Below are 19,879 nucleotides of genomic sequence, written 5' to 3'. Positions count from 1 at the left end.
CTATTGCTAAGAGTGGTATGAATGTGTACTTATAGTGCTATTCATACAATTTGGGTGGTAACACGGTTAAAAATCGTCCCTATGTCTAATATAGACATAGGGACTTTTATATGTATCAGCATTCATTTGAATTATAAGGAATTTACAAATTAAAGGAGTTGGAAAATATGAATATTATTGATGAATTAGACTGGCGCGATGCCATTAACCAACAGACAGATGCAGAAGGATTACGTAAATTAGTAGAGGAGAAAAAGATTTCCTTGTACTGTGGTGTCGATCCGACTGGTGACAGTATGCACATTGGACACTTAATCCCATTTATGATGATGAAGCGTTTTCAATTAGCAGGACATCATCCTGTTATCTTAATCGGGGGAGCAACAGGAACGATTGGTGATCCAAGTGGACGTCAAACTGAACGCCAATTACAAACATTGGAACAAGTGCAAGATAATGTTGATGCACTAACAGCGCAAATGAAAAAGCTATTCGATTTTGGCGGCAATTGTGAAGTGAAAATGGTGAACAACTACGACTGGACACATAAAATAAATGTTATCGACTTCTTACGTGACTACGGTAAAAACTTTAGTGTGAATAGTATGTTAGCGAAGGATATTGTAGCAAGCCGTTTAGATAGTGGAATTTCATTTACAGAATTTGCATACCAAATTCTACAATCTATGGACTTCCATCATTTATACAAAGAAGAAGATGTACAACTACAAATTGGTGGTAGTGATCAGTGGGGAAATATTACGAGTGGCCTAGATTTAATTCGTAAAAAAGAAGGTCCAGAAGCGAAAGTATTCGGATTAACGATTCCATTACTATTAAAATCAGATGGTACAAAATTTGGTAAATCAGCAGGTGGAGCAATCTGGTTAGACCCTAAGAAAACAACACCATTTGAATTCTACCAATTCTGGGTGAATTCAGATGATCGTGATGTAATTAAATACTTGAAATTCTTCACATTCTTAACGAAAGATGTGATTGATGAACTAGAAGGTAAGGTTCAAACAGAGCCTCATAAACGTGAAGCACAAAAAGTATTAGCAGAAGAAATGACAAAATTTGTTCACGGTGAAGAAGCGTTTGTTCAAGCTGTAAAAATTACACAAGCATTATTTAGTGGAGATATTAAATCATTAACAGCAGATGAAATTGAGCAAGGATTTAAAAATATGCCTACTTTCCATGCTTCAAAAGAAACAAAAAATATTGTAGAGTGGCTAGTAGATTTAGGGATTGAACCATCTAGACGTCAAGCTCGAGAAGATATTAATAACGGGGCTATTTCTATGAATGGTGAAAAAGTGAATGATGTAAACACAGACGTAACAGTGGAAAACTCATTCGATGGCAGATTTATTATTATCCGTAAAGGGAAAAAGAAATACAGCCTAGTGAAATTAGGGGAATGAAGTAATATTTGCATGAGAGAAGAGTAACGATTGTTTACTCTTCTTTTTTTTGTAGTGTTAGCGGGTGGAAACAAATAAAAAAACCCGAATAATGGATTCCATTATTCGGGTTACAGTTCAGATTAATAAGCTAAGCTGAACAGTCCTTTAATATGTGTTAAGTAACGAACGTTACTTGCTTCTTTCATTAGAGATGCTGGAAGCCCTTTAAGTGGAGTTGAACTTGCTCCAATTGTAGCAACTGCATCTTTACGGCCTAGGCTTGCAAGTGTTCCAGAGTTTACTGGTGCAAACTCTTCAAACGATTTGCCTTCTAGGTATGCGTATAGATTGTAGCCGATAAGTTCACCCATTTGCCAAGCAATTTGTGCAGTAGGTGGGTATGGACGACCTTCTGGACCGAAGACAACAGCACTATCGCCTGCAACGAATACGTCTTTATGAGAAGTAGATTGAAGGTATTCGTTAACAGTTGCACGGCCACGATTTACTTCAAGACCTGATTCGCCAATTAACGGATTACCTTGTACGCCACCTGTCCAAACGAACGTATTTGCAATGATTTTTTGTCCATCTTTTAAATCGATTACATTGCCTTCAACATTTGTTACAGGAAGACCAGTTAAGAATTTAACACCGCGTGCTTCTAAGCTAGTAGTTGCACGTTCAATTAAATGATCTGGTAAAACTGGAAGGATTTTTGGACCTGCTTCTACAAGTAATAGTTTTACTTCTTTCGGATTTACACCATGGCTTTTCGCAAGCTTAGGCATAATATCAGCAAGTTCACCAACTAGCTCAACACCAGTTAATCCGCCGCCGCCGATTAAGATAGTAGCATCAGCTTCATTTTTTGTTTTTGCATATTCACGAATACGATCTTCAATATGCTTATAAATTTTGTTTGCATCATTGGCAGATTTTAATACCATGCTATTTTCTTCTAGTCCTGGAATACCGAAGTAAGCTGTTTTACTTCCTAATCCAACTACAAGAGCATCATATGTTAAAGTAGTGCCACCTGCTAGTTTCACTTCTTTTTTATCTACTGAAAATGAATCAACTGTTGCGATTTTAAGATCAATATCAAGGCCTTTGAAAAGTTTCTCAAGCGGCATTGCGATTGCTTGTTCAGAAACGTTTCCTGCTGCAAGGCGATGTAGTTCTGTAATGATTTGGTGTGTTGGATATTGATTAATTACAGTAACTTGTGCTTCAGATTTACTTAAATGTTTGCGAATGTTTAAAGCGGCTAGAAGCCCGCCATAACCAGCGCCTAAGATGACAATTTGTTTTGGCATAGTACTATATCCCCCGTCTTTACTAATTGTAATGTAAGAACTATTTATTATTGCGTTCTGCAGTAATTTGAAGGTAAGCGTTTACAAAGCGAAATAGCTTCTGTGCTTGTGGATCTTTTAGCATTTTTAAAAGACCAAACAGACCGATTACGTCATTGCTTACTTCTGCGCGATCTTTGGCTTCGATAGCAGTTGAAGCAATGTTTTTCACCGTGTCTTTTACAGGTTCTACAATTTCTTGAATCGCTCCAACAGTATCATTCTTTAATACTTCATCAGTAGCGACTGCTTGTGCGAAGTCATAAGACTTAGTTAAGACGTTTACAAGTTCAGTTAATTTTGGAAGTTGCTCTACTAAAGCAGTCAACGATTCTTGAACCTCAGGTTTTAATAACTGATCAAGTACATCAAGTTGTCCTTGGCTTGCAGAAAGTGTTAATGATTCTTGTTCAGGCTTTGTTTGCGTGATTGTTTCTGGCATCTCCAATTCTCCTTTACGATAGCAATGCTTCTGTATTTTTGGGAATAAAACATTATTCCTGATGGGAGGTAAGATTTCTCGATATGAAAGGAATCGAGAAAATTTGCGGAACTTTACACAAAGTTTTACAAATAATAACTTTTAAACTTACTATTAGTAGTGAATGATTCATGATGTCCTATTTGAAGGAGATACAAAAAAATCACCTAATCTGAAATAATAAATTCAAAATCATGATTTCTTACCTGTAGCTTATGGACTTGTCCTGTAAAAGAAGTTGTCTATAAACTTGAACCCTCCTTAACCGGGAAGGTTTTTATAACATACATTATATATTATATACTATATAAACTCAGGTTAACATAAAAATGATTTCTAAGATTTTGACTTCTGCGAATGAATAGGATGATATGCCTATTATATCAATAAAATAAAAAATGAAAAGCTAATCATGATGATGATTAGCTTTTCATTTTTTAGCTTTTTTATTCATCTATTTGCGTTATAAGCATGGATAAATTCCCTTGTTTTTCAAGATGACATTCACCCCAAGAGCAAAGCGAATCAAGGATCACTTCTAAAGACCAACCATAATCGGTAAGAGAGTATTCAACTTTGGGTGGAACTTGATTGTATACCTGTCTTTGTATGACACCATCTACCTCTAACTCTCGTAATTGCTGGGTTAACATCTTTTGTGTAATCCCAGGCATTAAACGTTTTAATTCGCTTGTACGTTTCGTTCCCTTTGTTAAGTGGCAAAGAATGACGACCTTCCATTTTCCACCAATAACCTCTAGGGTTGCTTCTACAGGAATATTATATTGCTTCATAATAAAACCTCCTTTTGATGAATCTTTGTGTAACTGGGTCAACAAAAGAAGCTGTATTCATGTACGTAAAGATCTCTAAGTTACTTTTTAGTGCCTATCGTACTTTAAAGTACGTACTAGTTCTTAGGGTGAATCTATTTCATAATAGCATAGGTAAGAGGAAAGAGAATAGTACGGTACTAAAAAGTATCTATGTTACTTTTTAGTACCTATAGTACTTAAAAGTGCGTTCTTTCTAAAAAGAATGAAACCATTCATAATAGCATTTACGAGCGGTATGAGCTGTTTGGATTCGAAGATAAAAAAGGCCTTTTTATCCCGCATTAACGGGCAGTAAGACCCCCCACCTCAAAGTTCAGCAAGAAGCAAAGAAGTTAGGTGGGGGGAAACTGCCCGTAAAAGCCCGATTGATCAAAGTTTCACTTTATCATGCTGTTATTATAGGTTTTCTTATATTAAGGAGGTATTCGTTTGGGTTCATATATCGTATCTTCTTCAAATTCTCAAACAAATAGAAGAAGTATATTTGCTTTATTGGCATTAGCGATTAGTGCTTTTGGAATTGGTACAACTGAATTCATCAGTGTAGGTTTGCTACCATCTATAGCGAGTGATTTACATGTTTCCGTTACAACAGCTGGTTTAACAGTTTCTTTATATGCATTAGGAGTAGCGTTTGGTGCTCCGATATTAACATCTTTAACAGCTAGTATGTCACGTAAAACGTTATTAATGTGGATTATGATTGTGTTTATTATCGGCAATAGTATCGCAGCTATGGCAACAAGTTTTGGCATGCTACTTGTAGCGCGAGTGATATCGGCATTTTCACATGGTGTATTTATGTCGATTGGTTCTACCATTGCAGCTGATCTTGTATCAGAAGACAGGCGTGCTAGTGCAATTGCGATTATGTTTACTGGTTTAACAGTTGCAACAGTAACGGGTGTACCAATGGGTACATTTATTGGACAACAGTTTGGCTGGAGAGCTTCTTTCATGATCATCGTTGCAATTGGAATCGTTGCTTTAGTGGCAAACAGTATATTGATTCCATCTAATTTACGAAAAGGTGCATCAGCATCATTTCGTGATCAACTAAAAATTGTAACAAACGGTCGATTACTTCTTGTGTTCATTATTACAGCATTAGGATATGGAGGTACATTCGTAACGTTTACGTATTTATCTCCATTACTACAAGAAGTTACAGGCTTTAAAGCAGGAACGGTTACGATCATCTTATTGGTATACGGTATAGCGATTGCAATCGGAAATATTATTGGAGGAAAGCTATCCAATCGTAATCCAATTCGTTCATTATTCTATATGTTTTTCATTCAAGCGATCGTATTGTTGGTATTAACATTTACAGCCCCATTTAAAGTGGCCGGTCTTATTACCATTATCTTGATGGGATTATTCGCATTCATGAATGTTCCTGGATTACAAGTATACGTTGTTATATTGGCTGAGCGCTTCGTTCCAAATGCTGTAGATGTTGCGTCTGCAATTAACATTGCTGCATTTAATGCTGGGATTGCCCTCGGTGCTTACCTAGGCGGTGTTGTAACCGACTCTTTAGGATTAATTCATACCGCATGGGTAGGAGCTATTATGGTAGTAGGGGCAGTTGTTTTAACAGCATGGAGCATGAGATTAGAAAAACAAGATCAAGAAACAGCAACACGTTAACAAGACTCTCAGTTGTAAAAGGATTGAAAAAAAGTTTTGATAATAACATTTAATTATATTATAAGAATTAAATAATAAAAGAGGAGATCTTACTATTATGATGAATAATTTACAGGATACAACAACATTGCATAACGATGTAAAAATGCCTTGGTTTGGCTTGGGTGTATTTAAAGTGGAAGAAGGTCCAGAACTTGTACATGCGGTAAAAACAGCAATTAAGCAAGGATATCGTAGTATTGATACAGCGGCTATTTATGGCAATGAAAAGGCAGTCGGACAGGGAATTCGAGAAGGGATAAAAGAAGCAAGGATTTCAAGGGAAGAGTTATTTGTTACTTCGAAAGTTTGGAATGCGGATCAAGGGTATGAAGGCACATTAGCAGCGTATGAGGAAAGTTTAGAAAAAATGGGATTAGAGTATTTAGATTTATACCTTGTTCATTGGCCTGTAGAAGGGAAATATAAAGAAACATGGAGAGCGCTAGAGACACTTTATAAGGAAGGTCGAGTACGTGCAATTGGAGTGAGTAATTTCCAAATCCATCATTTACAGGACGTCATGCAAGATGCAGAAATGAGACCAATGATAAACCAAGTCGAATATCATCCGCGTTTGACGCAAAAGGAATTGCAAGCTTTTTGTAAGGAACAAGGCATTCAAATGCAAGCCTGGTCTCCGCTTATGCAAGGGCAGTTATTAGATAATCCTGCGCTACAAGAAATAGCAAATAAGTATGGAAAATCAATTGCTCAAGTTATCCTGCGTTGGGACTTGCAAAATGAGGTTGTAACCATCCCAAAATCTACAAAAGAACACCGCATTATTGAAAATGCAAGCATATTTGATTTCGAATTAACAAAAGAAGATATGGAGCGAATAGATGCTTTGAATCAAAATCACCGCGTTGGTCCAGATCCGGATAACTTTGATTTTTAATAGAACGTACAAAAAGAGCGTAAATTTGTGTTTACGTTCTTTCTGTATGTGCGATAAAAACTAAATATTCACACAAAAACATTTACTCTCTATCAAGAATAAGATATCTTTAATTTATAATATAAAAAATCTAGAGTATATAGGGAGAAATACATGAATAGTCATCAAACAAATCATTTTCGTATGTTAATTGTTACAGCGTTATTTGCGGCTATCACCGGTATTCTTGCGCAAGTTACGATTCCATTGCCTCTCGTTCCGATAACTGGACAGACGTTAGCGATTGGTCTTACAGCGACCATTTTAGGTTCGCGTTATGGCACTTTATCTGTATTAGTATATGTTTTAATTGGAGCGACAGGGATTCCTGTTTATGCAGGATTTAGCGGAGGGTTATCAGTTTTGTTCGGACCTACAGGTGGTTTTTTATTAGCATTTATCCCGGCTACCTTTTTAATTGGTTTTGTAACAGAAAAAACAAAGCTTACATTTTGGAATTCGTTAATGGCTAATGTTTTAGGGATGTTTGTGACATTATCTATTGGGACAGTATTTTTAAAATATGTAGCGTCTTTAAGTTGGCAAGCTGCATTTATGGGTGGTTTTGTTCCTTTTATAATTGTAGGTGTAATAAAGGCTGCTTTAGCAGCTTGGATTGGTATTAAAGTGAGAGAAGCATTAGTACGTTCCAAGCTTATATTGCAAGGAAATTAAATGATGTAAAAAGGCATAAATTGGACCAATTTATGCCTTTTTTACGTGTTCTGTGAAAAAATAGTTTATCAACAATGATGCATAAAAAAAACCCTTAACTAGATACTATACGTAGTAAATTCGTTATTTTATTAATCATAATGTAAGGGGTTGTAAACATGAATGTAAAACAATCGTATAAGTTGTTGATTGCCTTATTGAGCGTGCTATTTGTTTTTGTAAACTTACTGTTCCCAATGCAAAAAGCATGGGCAGAAGTAATGGATCATACAAAATACCAAATGGATTGGAGTTATAGTAAATCGTTAAAGAAGCCAATTCGAACGGAGCTTATTAAAACAGCTGATGGTAAAATTGCGTTCTGTTTGGATGTGCATTTGAAATCACCAAGCGGTCAAGATTTACCTGAAATGGGAAAAGTTGATATTGGTGTGTATCGTGTGCTGTTAAATGGATATCCACAAAAGAGTCCACAGGAATTAGGTGTATCGGACTGGAGGGAAGCGCATTATGCAACGCAGCTTGCTGTATGGAATGCGTTAAAACAAATTGACGTAAATGATTTAGAACATCGTAATAAAAATGTGGAAAAAGTAGTGAAGGATATTGTTGCAAAAGCGGCGAGCAGTGAAGAAGTACAAGAGATTACGATGAGTGTTTCGCCTCTAGACAAACAAGAAGCGGTATTAAAAAATGGGTTCTTCGAAACAGGTTTATATACTGTGCAAACAAATGCGAAAAGTGGAACGTATCAAGTTCAAGCAACTGGTGCACCTGCAGGGGTTAAGTTTGTGAATGAAAATGGCGAAACAAAAACACAATTTAATGTAGGGGAAAAGTTCCGTATTTTAATTCCGAAAGAGACAGCATCTGGTGAATTTAGCTTTAAAGTATCCGGGAATTTAACGAAATTACAAGGTATTGCTTATAAAGGAACTCCAACGATTCAAGATGCGGTAGTTCTATTAGAACGTAGTGAAGAGAAAACAAGTCCAGAATTAGTGGTAAGTTGGAAAAAGACCGAAGTTCCTCAGAAACCGAATAAGCCTTCTACACCTTATAAAAGATAGTACAAGTTACAGAAAAGCTGGCATATGTCAGCTTTTTTTATGTTCATGCTGATAAGTGGAGGGTAGTTCTGTAAGGTCAAAACAAAAAAGGCACCTCATTTTGACTAGAGGCGCCTTTTTATTATTCAGCTTCTGATACAACTGTGAAGCGTTCGTTAACGTGTTTTGGATCTTCGATTTCGTCGAGTGTAGCTACAGCATAATCTTCGTAACTTACATAGCTATCGCCTTTTGCGTTAACAAGAAGGTGATCTTTTCCTGCTTTGTAAGACCCAGTGCGTTTTCCAAGTGCGAACAATGCAGAAGGGCTAATGAATGTCCAATTGATTTCGTCTGTTTGTTGTAAAATTTCTAAGTTCTTTCCTTGATTTTGAGCTGTTGCTAGGTATTCTTTAGGAAAACCTGGTGTTTCAAATACGCGCGTTGTTTTAGCTTCATCTACAAATAAGCTTCCAGCGCCGCCAACAACGACTAATTTTGTATTAGGAGCACCTTTCATTGCTTCAATTAATACATTTCCTGCATCGACATGAAGATGTTCTTTACCAGCAGGAGCACCGAATGCGTTCACTACAACGTCAAATACTTGAAGATCATCTGCAGTTAGATTGAATACATCTTTTTCTAAAACATTTACATTAGCTTCTGTAATTTTTGATGCGTTTCTCACGATTGCAGTTACTTTATGACCTCTATCAAGTGCTTCTTTCATAATGCGACTTCCTGCTTTTCCGTTTGCTCCAATAATTCCGATTTTCATAAGGTATACCTCCAAGTTTTCTATAGAATAGATTTTTTAAAATGTATGAATAAAAATGAATAGATATATTTAGTTAGGTTTTTTATAACCCGTTGTAATCATTTTAGTTACAGAATTAAATTTTGTCAATTGGTTTGTTTAAAAATGTAATTACTATGTAGTATGCCTTATTTTATAAGTAAAAAAAGAGTATTTTCGAAGCGTGAAATGGTTACTTCAAAAAATATTATTTTGTTTGTTTATTTTATAAAGTTACATAACGATGTTAGAAAAACTAACATTTGGAAGTTAGGTTTTGTCGGAAATTGTTGATTTTTGAATGTTTTTTGAATATAATTCATCTTATGGAAGTGGAAAGGGAGGTTACAATATGATAGACATTTTAGAAAAGTTCGTCGGGGTAACGAATACAATTCTTTGGTCTTATATTCTTATTGCAATGTTAATTGGCCTAGGGCTCTATTTTTCTTTTAAATTGAATTTTGTACAGATTCGTCATCTAGGGGAAATGGTACGTTTAATGGGTGATGGATTAACAGGGAAGACACGCAAAAAGGGAAGTGTTTCTTCTTTCCAAGCTTTTTGCATGAGTTCGGCGGCCCGCATTGGGATCGGAAACTTAGCAGGGGTAGCACTAGCGATTTCTATGGGCGGTCCAGGAGCAGTCTTTTGGATGTGGGTGATTGCTATTATTGGAGCATCTTCAAGCTTTGTAGAGAGTACGTTAGCTCAAATTTATAAAATAAAAGATGGAAGTGGATTCCGTGGTGGTCCAGCGTATTATATGGAAAAGGGTTTAAATAAACGCTGGATGGGAATTTTATTCTCTATTTTAATTACAATTAGTTATGGACTTATTTTTAACGCAGTACAAGCAAATACAATCACACTTGCTTTCAAAAATGCATTTGGTATTGAGCGTTACGTTGTAGGAATCGTAGTATCTGTATTAATTGCAATTGTTATTTTCGGCGGTGTGAAAAGTATCGCACGTATTTCAGAATTAATCGTGCCACCAATGGCATTAATTTATATTGCCGTAGCTGTTTTTGTTGTTATTAAAAACTTTGCGTTACTTCCAGACGTGTTTACAGAAATCTTTATGAATGCATTTGGTTTCAAAGAAGCGGTGGGAGGCGGCGTTGGTGCCGCAATTATGATGGGAATTAAACGTGGTCTATTTGCGAATGAAGCTGGTATGGGGAGCGCACCGAATGCGGCGGCAACAGCCGATGTGACACACCCTGCTAAGCAAGGATTTATTCAAACAATTGGTGTATTAGTAGATACATTCTTAGTATGTACATCGACAGCGTTTATCGTATTGTGCTCTGGCGCGTATAAAGCATCAAATTTAACAGGGATTGAGCTAACGCAAGCAGCTTTAAGTTCACAAATTGGAGCTTGGGCAAGCAGCTTCTTAGCAGTTATTATTTTCTTATTTGCTTTCAGCTCATTGCTAGGAAACTACTATTATGGTGAAACAAATATTGAATTTATTCAAAGAAGCAAGACATGGTTAACAATGTATCGTTTTGCAGTAGTTGGGATGGTAATGTTTGGATCTATCGCAACGGTACAAATTGTTTGGGATCTAGCTGATTTATTTATGGGCTTTATGGTTATTACGAACTTAATTGCAATTACACTTCTTGGTAGATTTGCATATGCAGCTTTAGCAGATTATATAAAGCAAAAGAAACAAGGAAAAGATCCTGTCTTTTATGCAAGTTCTATTCCAGGATTGAAAAACACAGAGTGTTGGGAAGATTCTGCGGCAGAAAGCGAAAAACAAGTAGGATAATTGAAGTATAGACGAGTATCAGGGTGAGCCTGATACTCGTTTTTGTTATTTCAAAAGTTTTTTATCCCGCATTAACGGGCAGTAATACCCCCACCTCAAGATTTTAAGGAAACCAAAGAAGATAGGTGGGGGATAAACTGTCCGTAAAAGCCCGATTGGTGAGGGCTGATAATCAGTGGGGGATGAAGAAAACCCCCACTGATTAAAGTTTCACTTTATGGTATTGATGAAAACCAATCAAATGTTGTTTCTTCATTTGGATTAAAGCTTGTATACAGTGCAACATTAGTAAGTGTTCTATATAAATCCATTTTGATTTTTCGACATATAGCCGCGGCTATATGTCGAAAAAGGTGACCTGCACTCGTTTTCTCTCTTTGTTTTCACTATGTCTGGGCAGGAAAAGGATCTGACCGCTTCTATGCATGAACGGATGCTCTCTCCCACCTAAAAAGAAGGGGTTTATGTCGGTTTTTTAATTTGTATTTATATATCAGCGATTATTGTGGCTGTTATGTTATAAAGTGAAACTTCTAACAATGAACGATTGTCTTCTTAGATTACCTATATATTTGGTTCGTGAGAGCAGTGAAAAAAGCAATGTGTTCATTGCTTTTTTTTGGTATCTAGTAAGCATAGCAAGAACCGGATTGTGAAGGGGAATCTAAGAGGAGCCGAGAGGGAGAATTTTACATACTATTTTTTGAAAAATTATGTTGCATTTCTTAAAGGTAACGCTTACAATTTGATTGTAGGTGGTATCATTTTCATACTTTAAATCTAGTAGAGAAGAAGAGGCTACTAATTATAAATTGCAATTTATGTAATCGCTTACTTATTTTAGGTTACAGTTTAAAGTAAATAGTATTTTAAGGCTTTTTATTTTTTAATATCAATGGTCAGACGTCATTCGTTGGACGACCAATAACTCATGGGAAGTGGAGGATTCATATATGAAGCTAGTTATGTTTCTAGTCGGTTTACTTGCTGTATTTGTACTAGGTTTCCTTGTAAGTTCAGATCGGAAGAAAATTAAATATAAACCAATTGCAATTATGCTTGTTATTCAATTAGCATTAGCATACTTCTTACTGAACACAAAGATTGGATATGTATTAGTAAAAGGGATTTCAGATGGCTTTGGTTCCATTTTAAAATATGCGGAATCCGGCGTTAACTTTGTATTTGGCGGACTTGTAAATAAAGGAGAGTTTACGTTTTTCCTTTCAGTATTACTTCCAATTATTTTCCTAGCGGTGTTAATTGGGATACTGCAACACCTTAGAATCTTACCAATCATTATTAAAGCAGTTGGATTTTTATTAAGTAAAGTAAATGGTTTAGGAAAACTAGAATCTTATAATGCAGTAGCAGCGGCAATTGTTGGTCAAGGAGAAGTTTTCATCACAGTAAAAGATCAATTAAGCAAGTTACCAAAAAATCGTTTATATACACTGTGTGCATCTTCTATGTCAACAGTATCAATGTCAATCGTTGGTTCTTACATGAAAATGATTGATCCTAAGTTTGTTGTAACGGCACTTGTTTTAAACTTATTTAGTGGATTTATTATCATTCATATTATCAACCCTTATGATGTAAGTGAAGAGGAAGACATTTTAGAATTGCAAGAAGATAAAAAGCAAACATTCTTTGAAATGTTAGGCGAGTACATTATGCTTGGATTCTCTATTGCGGTTACAGTAGCGGCAATGTTAATTGGATTCGTTGCTTTAATTACAGCTATTAACGGTGTGTTTGACTCTGTTTTCGGTATTACATTCCAAAGTATTTTAGGATATGTTTTCTCACCACTAGCGTTCATTATGGGGATTCCAACATCAGAGATGCTGGCAGCTGGACAAATTATGGCGACAAAATTAGTAACGAACGAATTTGTTGCAATGCTTGATTTAGGAAAAGTAGCGGGTGATTTATCAGCTCGTACAGTTGGTATTTTATCTATCTTCCTTGTATCATTTGCAAACTTCTCATCAATTGGAATTATCGCAGGTGCAACGAAGAGTATTGATGGAAAACAAGCGAATGTTGTATCTTCTTTCGGATTAAAACTTGTATACGGTGCAACATTAGTAAGTATATTATCAGCGATTATCGTTGGTGTTATGTTATAAAGTAGGGAAAGCAATGAGCGATATGCTCATTGCTTTTTTGTTTACTCAGCAGGTGGCGTAAATGTGCGCTTTTCTAATTCGGCATCTAACATAAATAGAGCGTTAGAATCACTTGTAATACGTTTTAGTTTTTGGATAATGCTATCGAAAGAGGCTTCTTCCTCTACTTGCTCGTCAACGAACCATTTCAAGAATGTAATTGTAGCATGTTCGCGTTCATCCCAAGCGATATCTGATAGGTTATAAATACGTTTTGTTACTTCACGTTCATGCTCAAGCGCGATTTCAAATGCGCTTAAAACAGATTCGTATTCATTGTTAGGATTTTCAAATCCAGTAATAATAGCACGCTCACCGCGGTCATTAATATAATTGTAAAGCTTCATTGCGTGGAAGCGCTCTTCTTCTGCTTGTACGAGAAAGAAGTTCGCAAATCCATCATAGCTTTCTGCTGTGCAGTAAGCAGCCATTGCCATGTAAACATGCGCAGAGTAAAACTCAAAATTCATTTGATCATTAAGCGTGTCGTGTAATTTTGTAGATAACATAAATTATCCTCCTTCATGTTCATTCTGAAATATTATATCATAATTGATAGATGTTCTCGTTTAGTTTCTCCCGCATTAACAAACAGTAAGATCCCCACCTCAAGATTCAGAGAGAAACAAAGAAGATAGGTGAGGGCTAATGATCAGTGGGGAATGAAGAAAACCACACTGATAAAAGTTTCACTTTATTGGAAACGGTTAGAAAGTTTCTCTACATGTGCCTCCATAATATCTTGTAAGTCTAAATCATATTTTTGAGAAAGAACGATGAGATTAGCTAATACATCTCCAATTTCTTCTTTTAAATCAATCAATAATTCCTCTTCTTGCTTCGCTTGTTCATCAGGGCGATCACGTCCAATTTCAATGGCACGTACAACGCGTGAAACTTCTCCTACTTCTTCAGTTAAGAAATTTAAGCGAATAAAAGAGTTATATTGCGACCAGCTCCGCTTTTCGTAAAATTCCTCAACCCATCTTTGAAATTCGGCTATATTCAATTCTTCCCCATCCCCTCAATATGTTGTACAATGTTCATTGTATCATAACAATATATAGTTTTGGGGTGTGGGTATGAGAAAGATTTGTGTGTTCGCAGGTTCTAACCTTGGAGAGCGAGCAGAGTTTCAAGTACAAGCAAGAAGACTGGGAGAAGTGCTCGTTCAAAATAACTGTGAATTGGTATACGGAGGCTCATGCGTTGGATTAATGGGCGAAGTAGCTAATGAAGTGTTACGATTAGGGGGACGTGTAACGGGAGTTATGCCTCGTGGCTTATTCCGAGGAGAGATTGTACATGAGGGATTAACAGAATTAATCGAAGTAGAAACGATGCATGAACGCAAAGCAAAAATGGGTGAACTTGCTGATGCTTTTATCGCATTACCAGGAGGGTATGGAACGTTCGAAGAGTTATTCGAAGTTGTATGCTGGTCACAAATTGGGATTCATGAAAAACCAGTTGGGCTACTTAATATTGAAGCGTTTTATTCACCGCTATTACAAATGATCGAGCGTGCAGCAGAAGAAGGGTTTATGAATCCATCCAATAAAGAGCTGCTTGTTTCTGCAGCAACTGCTGATGAATTGATTTCCAGCATGAAAAATTATAAACGACCAGTTATGGGGAATAAGTGGAAGCAGTTATCATAAATAAAACCGAGTGGAATTTTCCCACTCGGTTTTTATTATGTGCAGAGTATGTTGTGTGATTTTACGGTTCTGAACGAACTGTTTGCGCTTTTCTTCTTAGTGATTTAAGAATGCGCGTAGCATCCAAGCGTGTTTTTCTAGTTCTGTGTAGATGCCTAATAGTAAGTCAGAGGTCATTTCATCGTCAGTGTTTTGAGCGATTTCCATGCCTTTTTTTAATTCACCTAACATCATTTCATAATCTTTCATAATGGCTTCAACCATCCCTTCTGCAGTTTCTCCGTAAGCTGCTTCCTGAACAGAAGATAATTCTAGATATTCTTTCATTGTTGCTACTGGTTTACCACCAATTGCTAAAATACGTTCAGCGATTTCATCAATGTGTCCAGCTGCTTCTGTATAAAATTGTTCGAATTTCTCATGAAGTGTAAAGAATTGAGGTCCTTTTACATACCAATGGAAGTTGTGTAGTTTTGTAAATAATACGTTCCAGTCTGCTACTTGTTTGTTTAATACTTCGATTACTTGTGTGTTCATATGATCAATCTCCTTTTGAGTTATTATATTATACCGTTTACTAATTTATAATTATTATAATCTAGTAATTGGTATAAATCAACCTTTTTACAATCATTATTTTTGAACATTTTTTGAACAAGATGTAGTGTTATATTGCAGTATGTGTTTATTTTTTACCATATTGTGGCATATATATAGAAAAAGAGAATTTTGAAAGGGGAATGGAGGGTAATGGAACTCCAGTTTCAAAACGTATATCAACAAGCTGGGAATTGGTATGTGTTGGATTCGGAATTTCCTTGGGATATTCAGCAGGTGAAAAAAGATATATTTTCGTTAATTGAGAAGCGCGAAATCCCGGTTATTTTTTGCGATACGTGTGATACAAATGATGTGCTCGTAAATTTGGGAGAAGAGGAAGAAGAATTTTTGTTTCCTTTAAGCGGTTTTTATCATAAAGAAAAACAATTAATTTTTGTTTGTATGTGGGAACAGTATGAGCAAGTGCTCAAAACTTTACTGCATGAATTTCGTCACTCTATGCAACATGAACAAGGTGTATTATACCTCAGTAAGGAAGCTTATGAAGACCGTTGGATTGAACAAGATGCAAGGACGTTTGCACAAAGGAAAATTAATGAATATATAAGAAGAAACATAAATTAAAGAATAGTGATGGTTCAATCACTATTCTTTAATTTACAACTAACTAAAATATAGTAATTGACATTTATGAAGTTTAGGACTAAACTTAAGTCATCAAATAAGCGAGGTGATGGAATGAAAACAGAAGAAAGACTTGGTTTATTATTATGGTTTCGTTTATCTCGCTTTTATAACCGAAGTATTCGCGAGACAAATCAGCATTTGAGAAAATGGGATTTATCAGCTGCACAGTTTGATGTATTAGCCCAAGTTGGAGGACAAGATCGTTTAACGCAGCAAGAACTTGGACGAAAGCTATTTGTTACAAAAGGGAACATCACGCAGCTTTTAAATAAAATGGAGCAGCTGGATTTTATTCGAAGAGAGCAAGAGGGACATGCAAAATATCTTTCGTTAACAGAAAAGGGAAGAGCTTTATATGAAGAGGTTGTTCCACCACAAGAGACTTTTCAAGCAGAGCAATTTTGTAAGTTGGATCGCGGTGAGCAGAAACAATTATTGGAATTACTTCGAAAGTTACAATGATAAAAAATTAAAATAAATATCTCGAATTCGAGATAATATGAGGTGAAAAGTATGTTTAAGAAAATTGATCATAAAAAAATGGGAAGAGCAAATCATGGTTGGCTAAATACACATTTTCATTTTTCATTCGCAGACTACTATAACCCAAATAACATGAAATTTGGCGCACTACGCGTGATAAATGATGATTTAGTAGCAGCACAAACAGGATTTGATATGCATCCGCACCGTGATATGGAGATTATTTCTTACGTTGTTGATGGAGAATTAACACACCAAGATAGTATGGAAAATCGCGGTACAATTGAGCGTGGTCATGTGCAATATATGAGCGCTGGTACAGGTGTATTTCACAGTGAACATAATTTAGGGAATGAAACGTTACGTCTGTTACAAATTTGGATTTTACCAGATCGTGCTGGTTATACACCAAACTATGGTGAGTTTAAATTTGACTGGAACAAACGTGAAAACACATGGTTCCATATGGTCTCTCCAGTTGATGGCGGTGCACCAATTGCTATCCATCAAGATGCAAACTTATATTCTCTTTCATTAGAAGCTGGAAAAGAGATTAGCTTCCCGGTTGGCGAAGGGCGTCAGGTTTATCTTGTGCAAATTGAAGGAAGCAGTGTTGTAAATAGCGAGACTCTTGTTATGCGTGATGCAGCAGAAGTTATTGAAGAGGATGTTCGTATTCAAGCAACAGAGAAATCTCACTATTTAGCAATTGAAATGAAGAAATAGTAAGTAAGGAAAAGGAACGTCTAACATGACGTTCCTTTTTTGTATTAAATTGTAAAATAAATGTTTCTCAACATTTTTGGGTAGGAGTTACTCTCCTTTTTTCGAAATGTATAAGAGTGTCAAAAATTTTCGGGAGAATGGGGAGTGTTAGATTGAAAAAGAAAGTGGTTTCTTCAGCATTAGCTTTATCCGTAATTTTTGGGGGATTTGGTGCATTTGGTGTAACAAAAACACAAGCAGCAGAGCAAAAAATTCAATATCATCAAGAATTCAAAACACCAGCTTACATAGGTGAAGAATGGAAAGCACCGGAAGGCTTAGATAAAAAAGAGACAGTGTTTCAATATTTAGAGAGTAAGAAGGAAATGTTTAAATTAGCAGGAAGTATAGAAAAGCATTTTAACATTGTAGGGGAAGAAAAGGACGCTGAATCTAATACAACACATGTGAAGTTAGTTGAGAAGCATAACGACATCCCTGTGTACGGATCAGATCAAACAATTGCACTTGATAAAGACAATAATGTAAAGGCATTTTTCGGACAAGTTATCCCGAATTTAGAAGATAAAAATATTCCAGCTGCAGCAAGCATTACTGATGAGCAAGCAGTAAATGTTGCGAAGGCTGATATTGAGAAACAAATTGGAAAAGTAGATAAATATGATGGTGTGAAAAAAGATTTATATGTGTATGAAAAAGATGGAAAATACTATCTTGCATACCTTGTAAAAGCATCTATTTCAAAACCAGCACCAGGATATTGGCACTACTTTGTTGATGCAACAAACGGAAATGTAATTGAGAAATACAATGCTGTTGATAACATCAACGGTTTCGGTGAGGGTGTATTAGGGAATAAGGTAACTTTTGAAATTTCACAAGATGCAAAAACAGGTGCGTTTAATTTATTTGATGGCAAGCGCGGAAAAGGTGTTCATACGTTTGACGCACAAAATATGGATGAAAATTGGTTTAATATCTTCTCGCAATGGTTTGGATATACAGGTGAGGAAATAGAAAGTAAATCGAAGTACTTTGAAGATAAAGCTGCTGTTGATGCACACGTAAACGCAGCGAAAGTATATGACTATTATAAGAAGACATTTAACCGTAATTCTTTTGATAATGAAGGGGCGAAGTTAATTTCTACTGTTCACGTAGGTGAAAGTTGGAATAATGCTGCCTGGAACGGGGTACAAATGATGTACGGTGATGGTGATGGAGAAACATTCATTCCATTATCCGCAGGGTTAGATGTTATTGGGCATGAATTAACGCATGCTGTAACAGAATATACAGCGAATCTTGTTTATAAAGATGAGCCTGGTGCATTAAATGAATCATTATCTGATATTATGGGTGTAATGGTCGAGAAGAAAAGCTGGGATCTTGGGGCTGATATTTATACGCCTGGTATAGAAGGAGATGCACTTCGTTCTCTGAAAGATCCAGCATCCATTCCAAACCCATTAAAACCTGGAGAAGGTTACCCAGATCATTACAACAAACGCTATACAGGTCCATATGATAATGGCGGCGTTCATATTAATAGTAGTATTAACAATAAAGCTGCATATTTAGTGTCTGAAGGTGGCGAGCACTACGGTGTGAAAGTAACTGGCGTTGGCCGCGAAGCAACAGAAAAAATTTACTACCGTGCTCTTACAAAATATTTAACTGCAAACTCTAACTTTAAAATGATGCGCCAAGCTGCAATTCAATCTGCAGAAGATTTATATGGAAAAAATTCTAAAGCGGTACAAGCTGTAACGAAAGCTTATGATGCAGTTGGTGTAAAATAAGAAACGAAAAAGACCTGACTTTGATAATGTCAGGTCTTTTTTCTTCCTTTGTTTAATCGCGAATTCCTAGTGCGATTTTCGCCATACGTGACATACGTTCTTTTGACCAAGGTGGATTCCAAACAACATTTACTTCTATTCCATTTACCTCAGGTACATTTGTCGATAATACTTTTTTGACATCCGATACGATTTGTCCAGCCATCGGACAACCGATGGAAGTCATCGTCATCGTAACGACAGCATTATTTTGCTCATCAACTGTAACGTCATATACTAAGCCAAGGTTGATAATATCGACACCTAATTCAGGATCAATAACAGCCTCTAAATTGGCAAATAATTTATCTTCGAGCTCTTGTGACATATATAACACTCCTAATATTAGTGATATCTGTTCTCATTATAAAGGAAATAAGGGAAAGATGCAGTGAAATAGCTCACAGCCTTTTTCGTAATTCTTTTTATACTAATAAGTATGTATAAAGAGGCGATTTTGAAAATAAATTAGAATAAAAATTCTTATAAAAAATAAGAAAATGCTATTGTGTTTTTAGAAAACATCCTGTATACTTCTAATTAGTTGATAATGATTTTCAGTATCAACCAACATTACTCTTCGTTATGTTGGTCATACCCCTTTTGACTGCGTAAGTCAGAGACAAAATGTTGAAATACCTTGTGTCCTATTCTACAGAATTATGGTAATCTCCAACCTCAACTTATATGCGTTAAGCATGCCAAAAAAGAATCCCAA

At 36.0% G+C, this 19,879-nt stretch carries 20 protein-coding genes and 1 other annotated feature (1 of these 21 cut by a window edge); of the genes, 12 read left to right on the top strand and 8 right to left on the bottom strand.

The window, feature by feature from the left end:
* Window positions 1-84: a binding site (T-box leader), on the top strand; it begins 139 nt to the left of the window's first position.
* 83 nt (window positions 85-167) lie between these two features.
* Window positions 168-1,430 carry a tyrosine--tRNA ligase gene (tyrS, locus tag QUF99_RS26185; RefSeq protein WP_289373979.1) on the top strand — a complete coding sequence of 421 codons (1,263 nt, stop codon included), beginning with the start codon at window positions 168-170 and terminating at the stop codon, window positions 1,428-1,430.
* Window positions 1,431-1,552: 122 nt separating this feature from the next.
* Here tyrS and QUF99_RS26180 read toward each other — a convergent pair whose 3' ends face one another.
* The 3 genes from QUF99_RS26180 to QUF99_RS26170 all read right to left on the bottom strand — a co-directional run bounded on the left by QUF99_RS26180 (window position 1,553) and on the right by QUF99_RS26170 (window position 4,045).
* Window positions 1,553-2,731, bottom strand: coding sequence for an NAD(P)/FAD-dependent oxidoreductase (locus QUF99_RS26180; RefSeq protein ID WP_289373978.1), 1,179 nt, complete (start codon window positions 2,729-2,731; stop codon window positions 1,553-1,555).
* A 40-nt stretch (window positions 2,732-2,771) separates the two neighbouring features.
* Window positions 2,772-3,212, bottom strand: coding sequence for a helical membrane plugin domain-containing protein (locus QUF99_RS26175; protein ID WP_289373977.1), 441 nt, complete (start codon window positions 3,210-3,212; stop codon window positions 2,772-2,774).
* A gap of 485 nt (window positions 3,213-3,697) precedes the next feature.
* Window positions 3,698-4,045, bottom strand: coding sequence for a winged helix-turn-helix transcriptional regulator (locus tag QUF99_RS26170; RefSeq protein ID WP_289373976.1), 348 nt, complete (start codon window positions 4,043-4,045; stop codon window positions 3,698-3,700).
* A 471-nt stretch (window positions 4,046-4,516) separates the two neighbouring features.
* On the opposite strand from QUF99_RS26170, the gene QUF99_RS26165 reads away from it, so the two are divergent.
* The 4 genes from QUF99_RS26165 to QUF99_RS26150 all read left to right on the top strand — a co-directional run bounded on the left by QUF99_RS26165 (window position 4,517) and on the right by QUF99_RS26150 (window position 8,464).
* Window positions 4,517-5,740, top strand: a complete 1,224-nt coding sequence (locus QUF99_RS26165; protein ID WP_289373975.1) for an MFS transporter — start codon at window positions 4,517-4,519, stop codon at window positions 5,738-5,740.
* Window positions 5,741-5,840: 100 nt separating this feature from the next.
* A complete protein-coding gene (locus QUF99_RS26160; protein ID WP_483298644.1) occupies window positions 5,841-6,680 on the top strand; it encodes an aldo/keto reductase in 840 nt (279 codons plus the stop codon).
* 153 nt (window positions 6,681-6,833) lie between these two features.
* Entirely contained in the window at window positions 6,834-7,394 is a 561-nt protein-coding gene (locus QUF99_RS26155; RefSeq protein WP_289373972.1) for a biotin transporter BioY, read from the top strand.
* 158 nt (window positions 7,395-7,552) lie between these two features.
* The gene (locus tag QUF99_RS26150) at window positions 7,553-8,464 is read left to right on the top strand and encodes a thioester domain-containing protein (RefSeq protein ID WP_289373971.1); all 912 of its coding nucleotides are present in this window, start codon (window positions 7,553-7,555) and stop codon (window positions 8,462-8,464) included.
* Window positions 8,465-8,585: 121 nt separating this feature from the next.
* Here the strand turns inward: QUF99_RS26150 and QUF99_RS26145 are convergent, their stop codons facing one another.
* On the bottom strand, window positions 8,586-9,224 hold the full coding sequence (locus QUF99_RS26145) for an NAD(P)-dependent oxidoreductase (protein WP_289373969.1): 639 nt from the start codon (window positions 9,222-9,224) through the stop codon (window positions 8,586-8,588).
* Window positions 9,225-9,597: 373 nt separating this feature from the next.
* Here QUF99_RS26145 and QUF99_RS26140 point away from each other — a divergent pair, with 373 nt between their 5' ends.
* Both QUF99_RS26140 and QUF99_RS26135 read left to right on the top strand, forming a co-directional pair.
* Window positions 9,598-11,028, top strand: a complete 1,431-nt coding sequence (locus QUF99_RS26140) for an alanine/glycine:cation symporter family protein (protein WP_289374765.1) — start codon at window positions 9,598-9,600, stop codon at window positions 11,026-11,028.
* Between the two features lie 953 nt (window positions 11,029-11,981).
* On the top strand, window positions 11,982-13,163 hold the full coding sequence (locus tag QUF99_RS26135) for a NupC/NupG family nucleoside CNT transporter (RefSeq protein WP_289373968.1): 1,182 nt from the start codon (window positions 11,982-11,984) through the stop codon (window positions 13,161-13,163).
* 41 nt (window positions 13,164-13,204) lie between these two features.
* Here the strand turns inward: QUF99_RS26135 and QUF99_RS26130 are convergent, their stop codons facing one another.
* Together QUF99_RS26130 and QUF99_RS26125 are read right to left on the bottom strand one after the other, a co-directional pair.
* On the bottom strand, window positions 13,205-13,711 hold the full coding sequence (locus QUF99_RS26130) for a ferritin (protein ID WP_289373967.1): 507 nt from the start codon (window positions 13,709-13,711) through the stop codon (window positions 13,205-13,207).
* A gap of 185 nt (window positions 13,712-13,896) precedes the next feature.
* The gene (locus tag QUF99_RS26125) at window positions 13,897-14,211 is read right to left on the bottom strand and encodes a MazG nucleotide pyrophosphohydrolase domain-containing protein (RefSeq protein ID WP_289373966.1); all 315 of its coding nucleotides are present in this window, start codon (window positions 14,209-14,211) and stop codon (window positions 13,897-13,899) included.
* A gap of 73 nt (window positions 14,212-14,284) precedes the next feature.
* Here QUF99_RS26125 and QUF99_RS26120 point away from each other — a divergent pair, with 73 nt between their 5' ends.
* Window positions 14,285-14,863, top strand: coding sequence for an LOG family protein (locus QUF99_RS26120; protein ID WP_289373965.1), 579 nt, complete (start codon window positions 14,285-14,287; stop codon window positions 14,861-14,863).
* Window positions 14,864-14,959: 96 nt separating this feature from the next.
* Here QUF99_RS26120 and QUF99_RS26115 read toward each other — a convergent pair whose 3' ends face one another.
* Window positions 14,960-15,400, bottom strand: a complete 441-nt coding sequence (locus QUF99_RS26115; protein ID WP_289373964.1) for a Dps family protein — start codon at window positions 15,398-15,400, stop codon at window positions 14,960-14,962.
* 213 nt (window positions 15,401-15,613) lie between these two features.
* On the opposite strand from QUF99_RS26115, the gene QUF99_RS26110 reads away from it, so the two are divergent.
* The 4 genes from QUF99_RS26110 to QUF99_RS26095 all read left to right on the top strand — a co-directional run bounded on the left by QUF99_RS26110 (window position 15,614) and on the right by QUF99_RS26095 (window position 19,122).
* On the top strand, window positions 15,614-16,048 hold the full coding sequence (locus tag QUF99_RS26110; protein ID WP_289373963.1) for a DUF3920 family protein: 435 nt from the start codon (window positions 15,614-15,616) through the stop codon (window positions 16,046-16,048).
* Window positions 16,049-16,162: 114 nt separating this feature from the next.
* On the top strand, window positions 16,163-16,573 hold the full coding sequence (locus tag QUF99_RS26105; RefSeq protein ID WP_289373962.1) for a MarR family winged helix-turn-helix transcriptional regulator: 411 nt from the start codon (window positions 16,163-16,165) through the stop codon (window positions 16,571-16,573).
* Window positions 16,574-16,624: 51 nt separating this feature from the next.
* Window positions 16,625-17,320: a pirin family protein gene (locus QUF99_RS26100; RefSeq protein WP_289373961.1), complete on the top strand. Its 696-nt coding sequence runs from the start codon at window positions 16,625-16,627 to the stop codon at window positions 17,318-17,320.
* A gap of 152 nt (window positions 17,321-17,472) precedes the next feature.
* Entirely contained in the window at window positions 17,473-19,122 is a 1,650-nt protein-coding gene (locus QUF99_RS26095) for a M4 family metallopeptidase (RefSeq protein ID WP_289373960.1), read from the top strand.
* Between the two features lie 52 nt (window positions 19,123-19,174).
* On the opposite strand, the gene QUF99_RS26090 is transcribed toward QUF99_RS26095, so the two are convergent.
* Complete coding sequence (locus tag QUF99_RS26090) at window positions 19,175-19,489, bottom strand: metal-sulfur cluster assembly factor (protein ID WP_289373959.1); 315 nt, start codon at window positions 19,487-19,489, stop codon at window positions 19,175-19,177.
* Window positions 19,490-19,879: the final 390 nt, after the last annotated feature.

This window comes from Bacillus sp. DX4.1 (assembly GCF_030348195.1).
In the GTDB taxonomy this organism is placed as follows: Bacteria; Bacillota; Bacilli; order Bacillales; family Bacillaceae_G; genus Bacillus_A.
Note: the sequence above shows the minus strand (reverse complement) of the source record. Positions and strands in the feature narration are given on the sequence as shown.

Excerpts from the sequence above, each read along its gene's own strand:
- tyrS (WP_289373979.1), top strand. The coding sequence starts at position 168 with ATGAATATTATTGATGAATTAGACTGGCGCGATGCCATTAACCAACAG.
- QUF99_RS26180 (WP_289373978.1), bottom strand. The coding sequence starts at position 2,731 with ATGCCAAAACAAATTGTCATCTTAGGCGCTGGTTATGGCGGGCTTCTA.
- QUF99_RS26175 (WP_289373977.1), bottom strand. The coding sequence starts at position 3,212 with ATGCCAGAAACAATCACGCAAACAAAGCCTGAACAAGAATCATTAACA.
- QUF99_RS26170 (WP_289373976.1), bottom strand. The coding sequence starts at position 4,045 with ATGAAGCAATATAATATTCCTGTAGAAGCAACCCTAGAGGTTATTGGT.
- QUF99_RS26160 (WP_483298644.1), top strand. The coding sequence starts at position 5,841 with ATGAATAATTTACAGGATACAACAACATTGCATAACGATGTAAAAATG.
- QUF99_RS26155 (WP_289373972.1), top strand. The coding sequence starts at position 6,834 with ATGAATAGTCATCAAACAAATCATTTTCGTATGTTAATTGTTACAGCG.
- QUF99_RS26150 (WP_289373971.1), top strand. The coding sequence starts at position 7,553 with ATGAATGTAAAACAATCGTATAAGTTGTTGATTGCCTTATTGAGCGTG.
- QUF99_RS26145 (WP_289373969.1), bottom strand. The coding sequence starts at position 9,224 with ATGAAAATCGGAATTATTGGAGCAAACGGAAAAGCAGGAAGTCGCATT.
- QUF99_RS26135 (WP_289373968.1), top strand. The coding sequence starts at position 11,982 with ATGAAGCTAGTTATGTTTCTAGTCGGTTTACTTGCTGTATTTGTACTA.
- QUF99_RS26130 (WP_289373967.1), bottom strand. The coding sequence starts at position 13,711 with ATGTTATCTACAAAATTACACGACACGCTTAATGATCAAATGAATTTT.
- QUF99_RS26120 (WP_289373965.1), top strand. The coding sequence starts at position 14,285 with ATGAGAAAGATTTGTGTGTTCGCAGGTTCTAACCTTGGAGAGCGAGCA.
- QUF99_RS26115 (WP_289373964.1), bottom strand. The coding sequence starts at position 15,400 with ATGAACACACAAGTAATCGAAGTATTAAACAAACAAGTAGCAGACTGG.
- QUF99_RS26110 (WP_289373963.1), top strand. The coding sequence starts at position 15,614 with ATGGAACTCCAGTTTCAAAACGTATATCAACAAGCTGGGAATTGGTAT.
- QUF99_RS26105 (WP_289373962.1), top strand. The coding sequence starts at position 16,163 with ATGAAAACAGAAGAAAGACTTGGTTTATTATTATGGTTTCGTTTATCT.
- QUF99_RS26100 (WP_289373961.1), top strand. The coding sequence starts at position 16,625 with ATGTTTAAGAAAATTGATCATAAAAAAATGGGAAGAGCAAATCATGGT.
- QUF99_RS26090 (WP_289373959.1), bottom strand. The coding sequence starts at position 19,489 with ATGTCACAAGAGCTCGAAGATAAATTATTTGCCAATTTAGAGGCTGTT.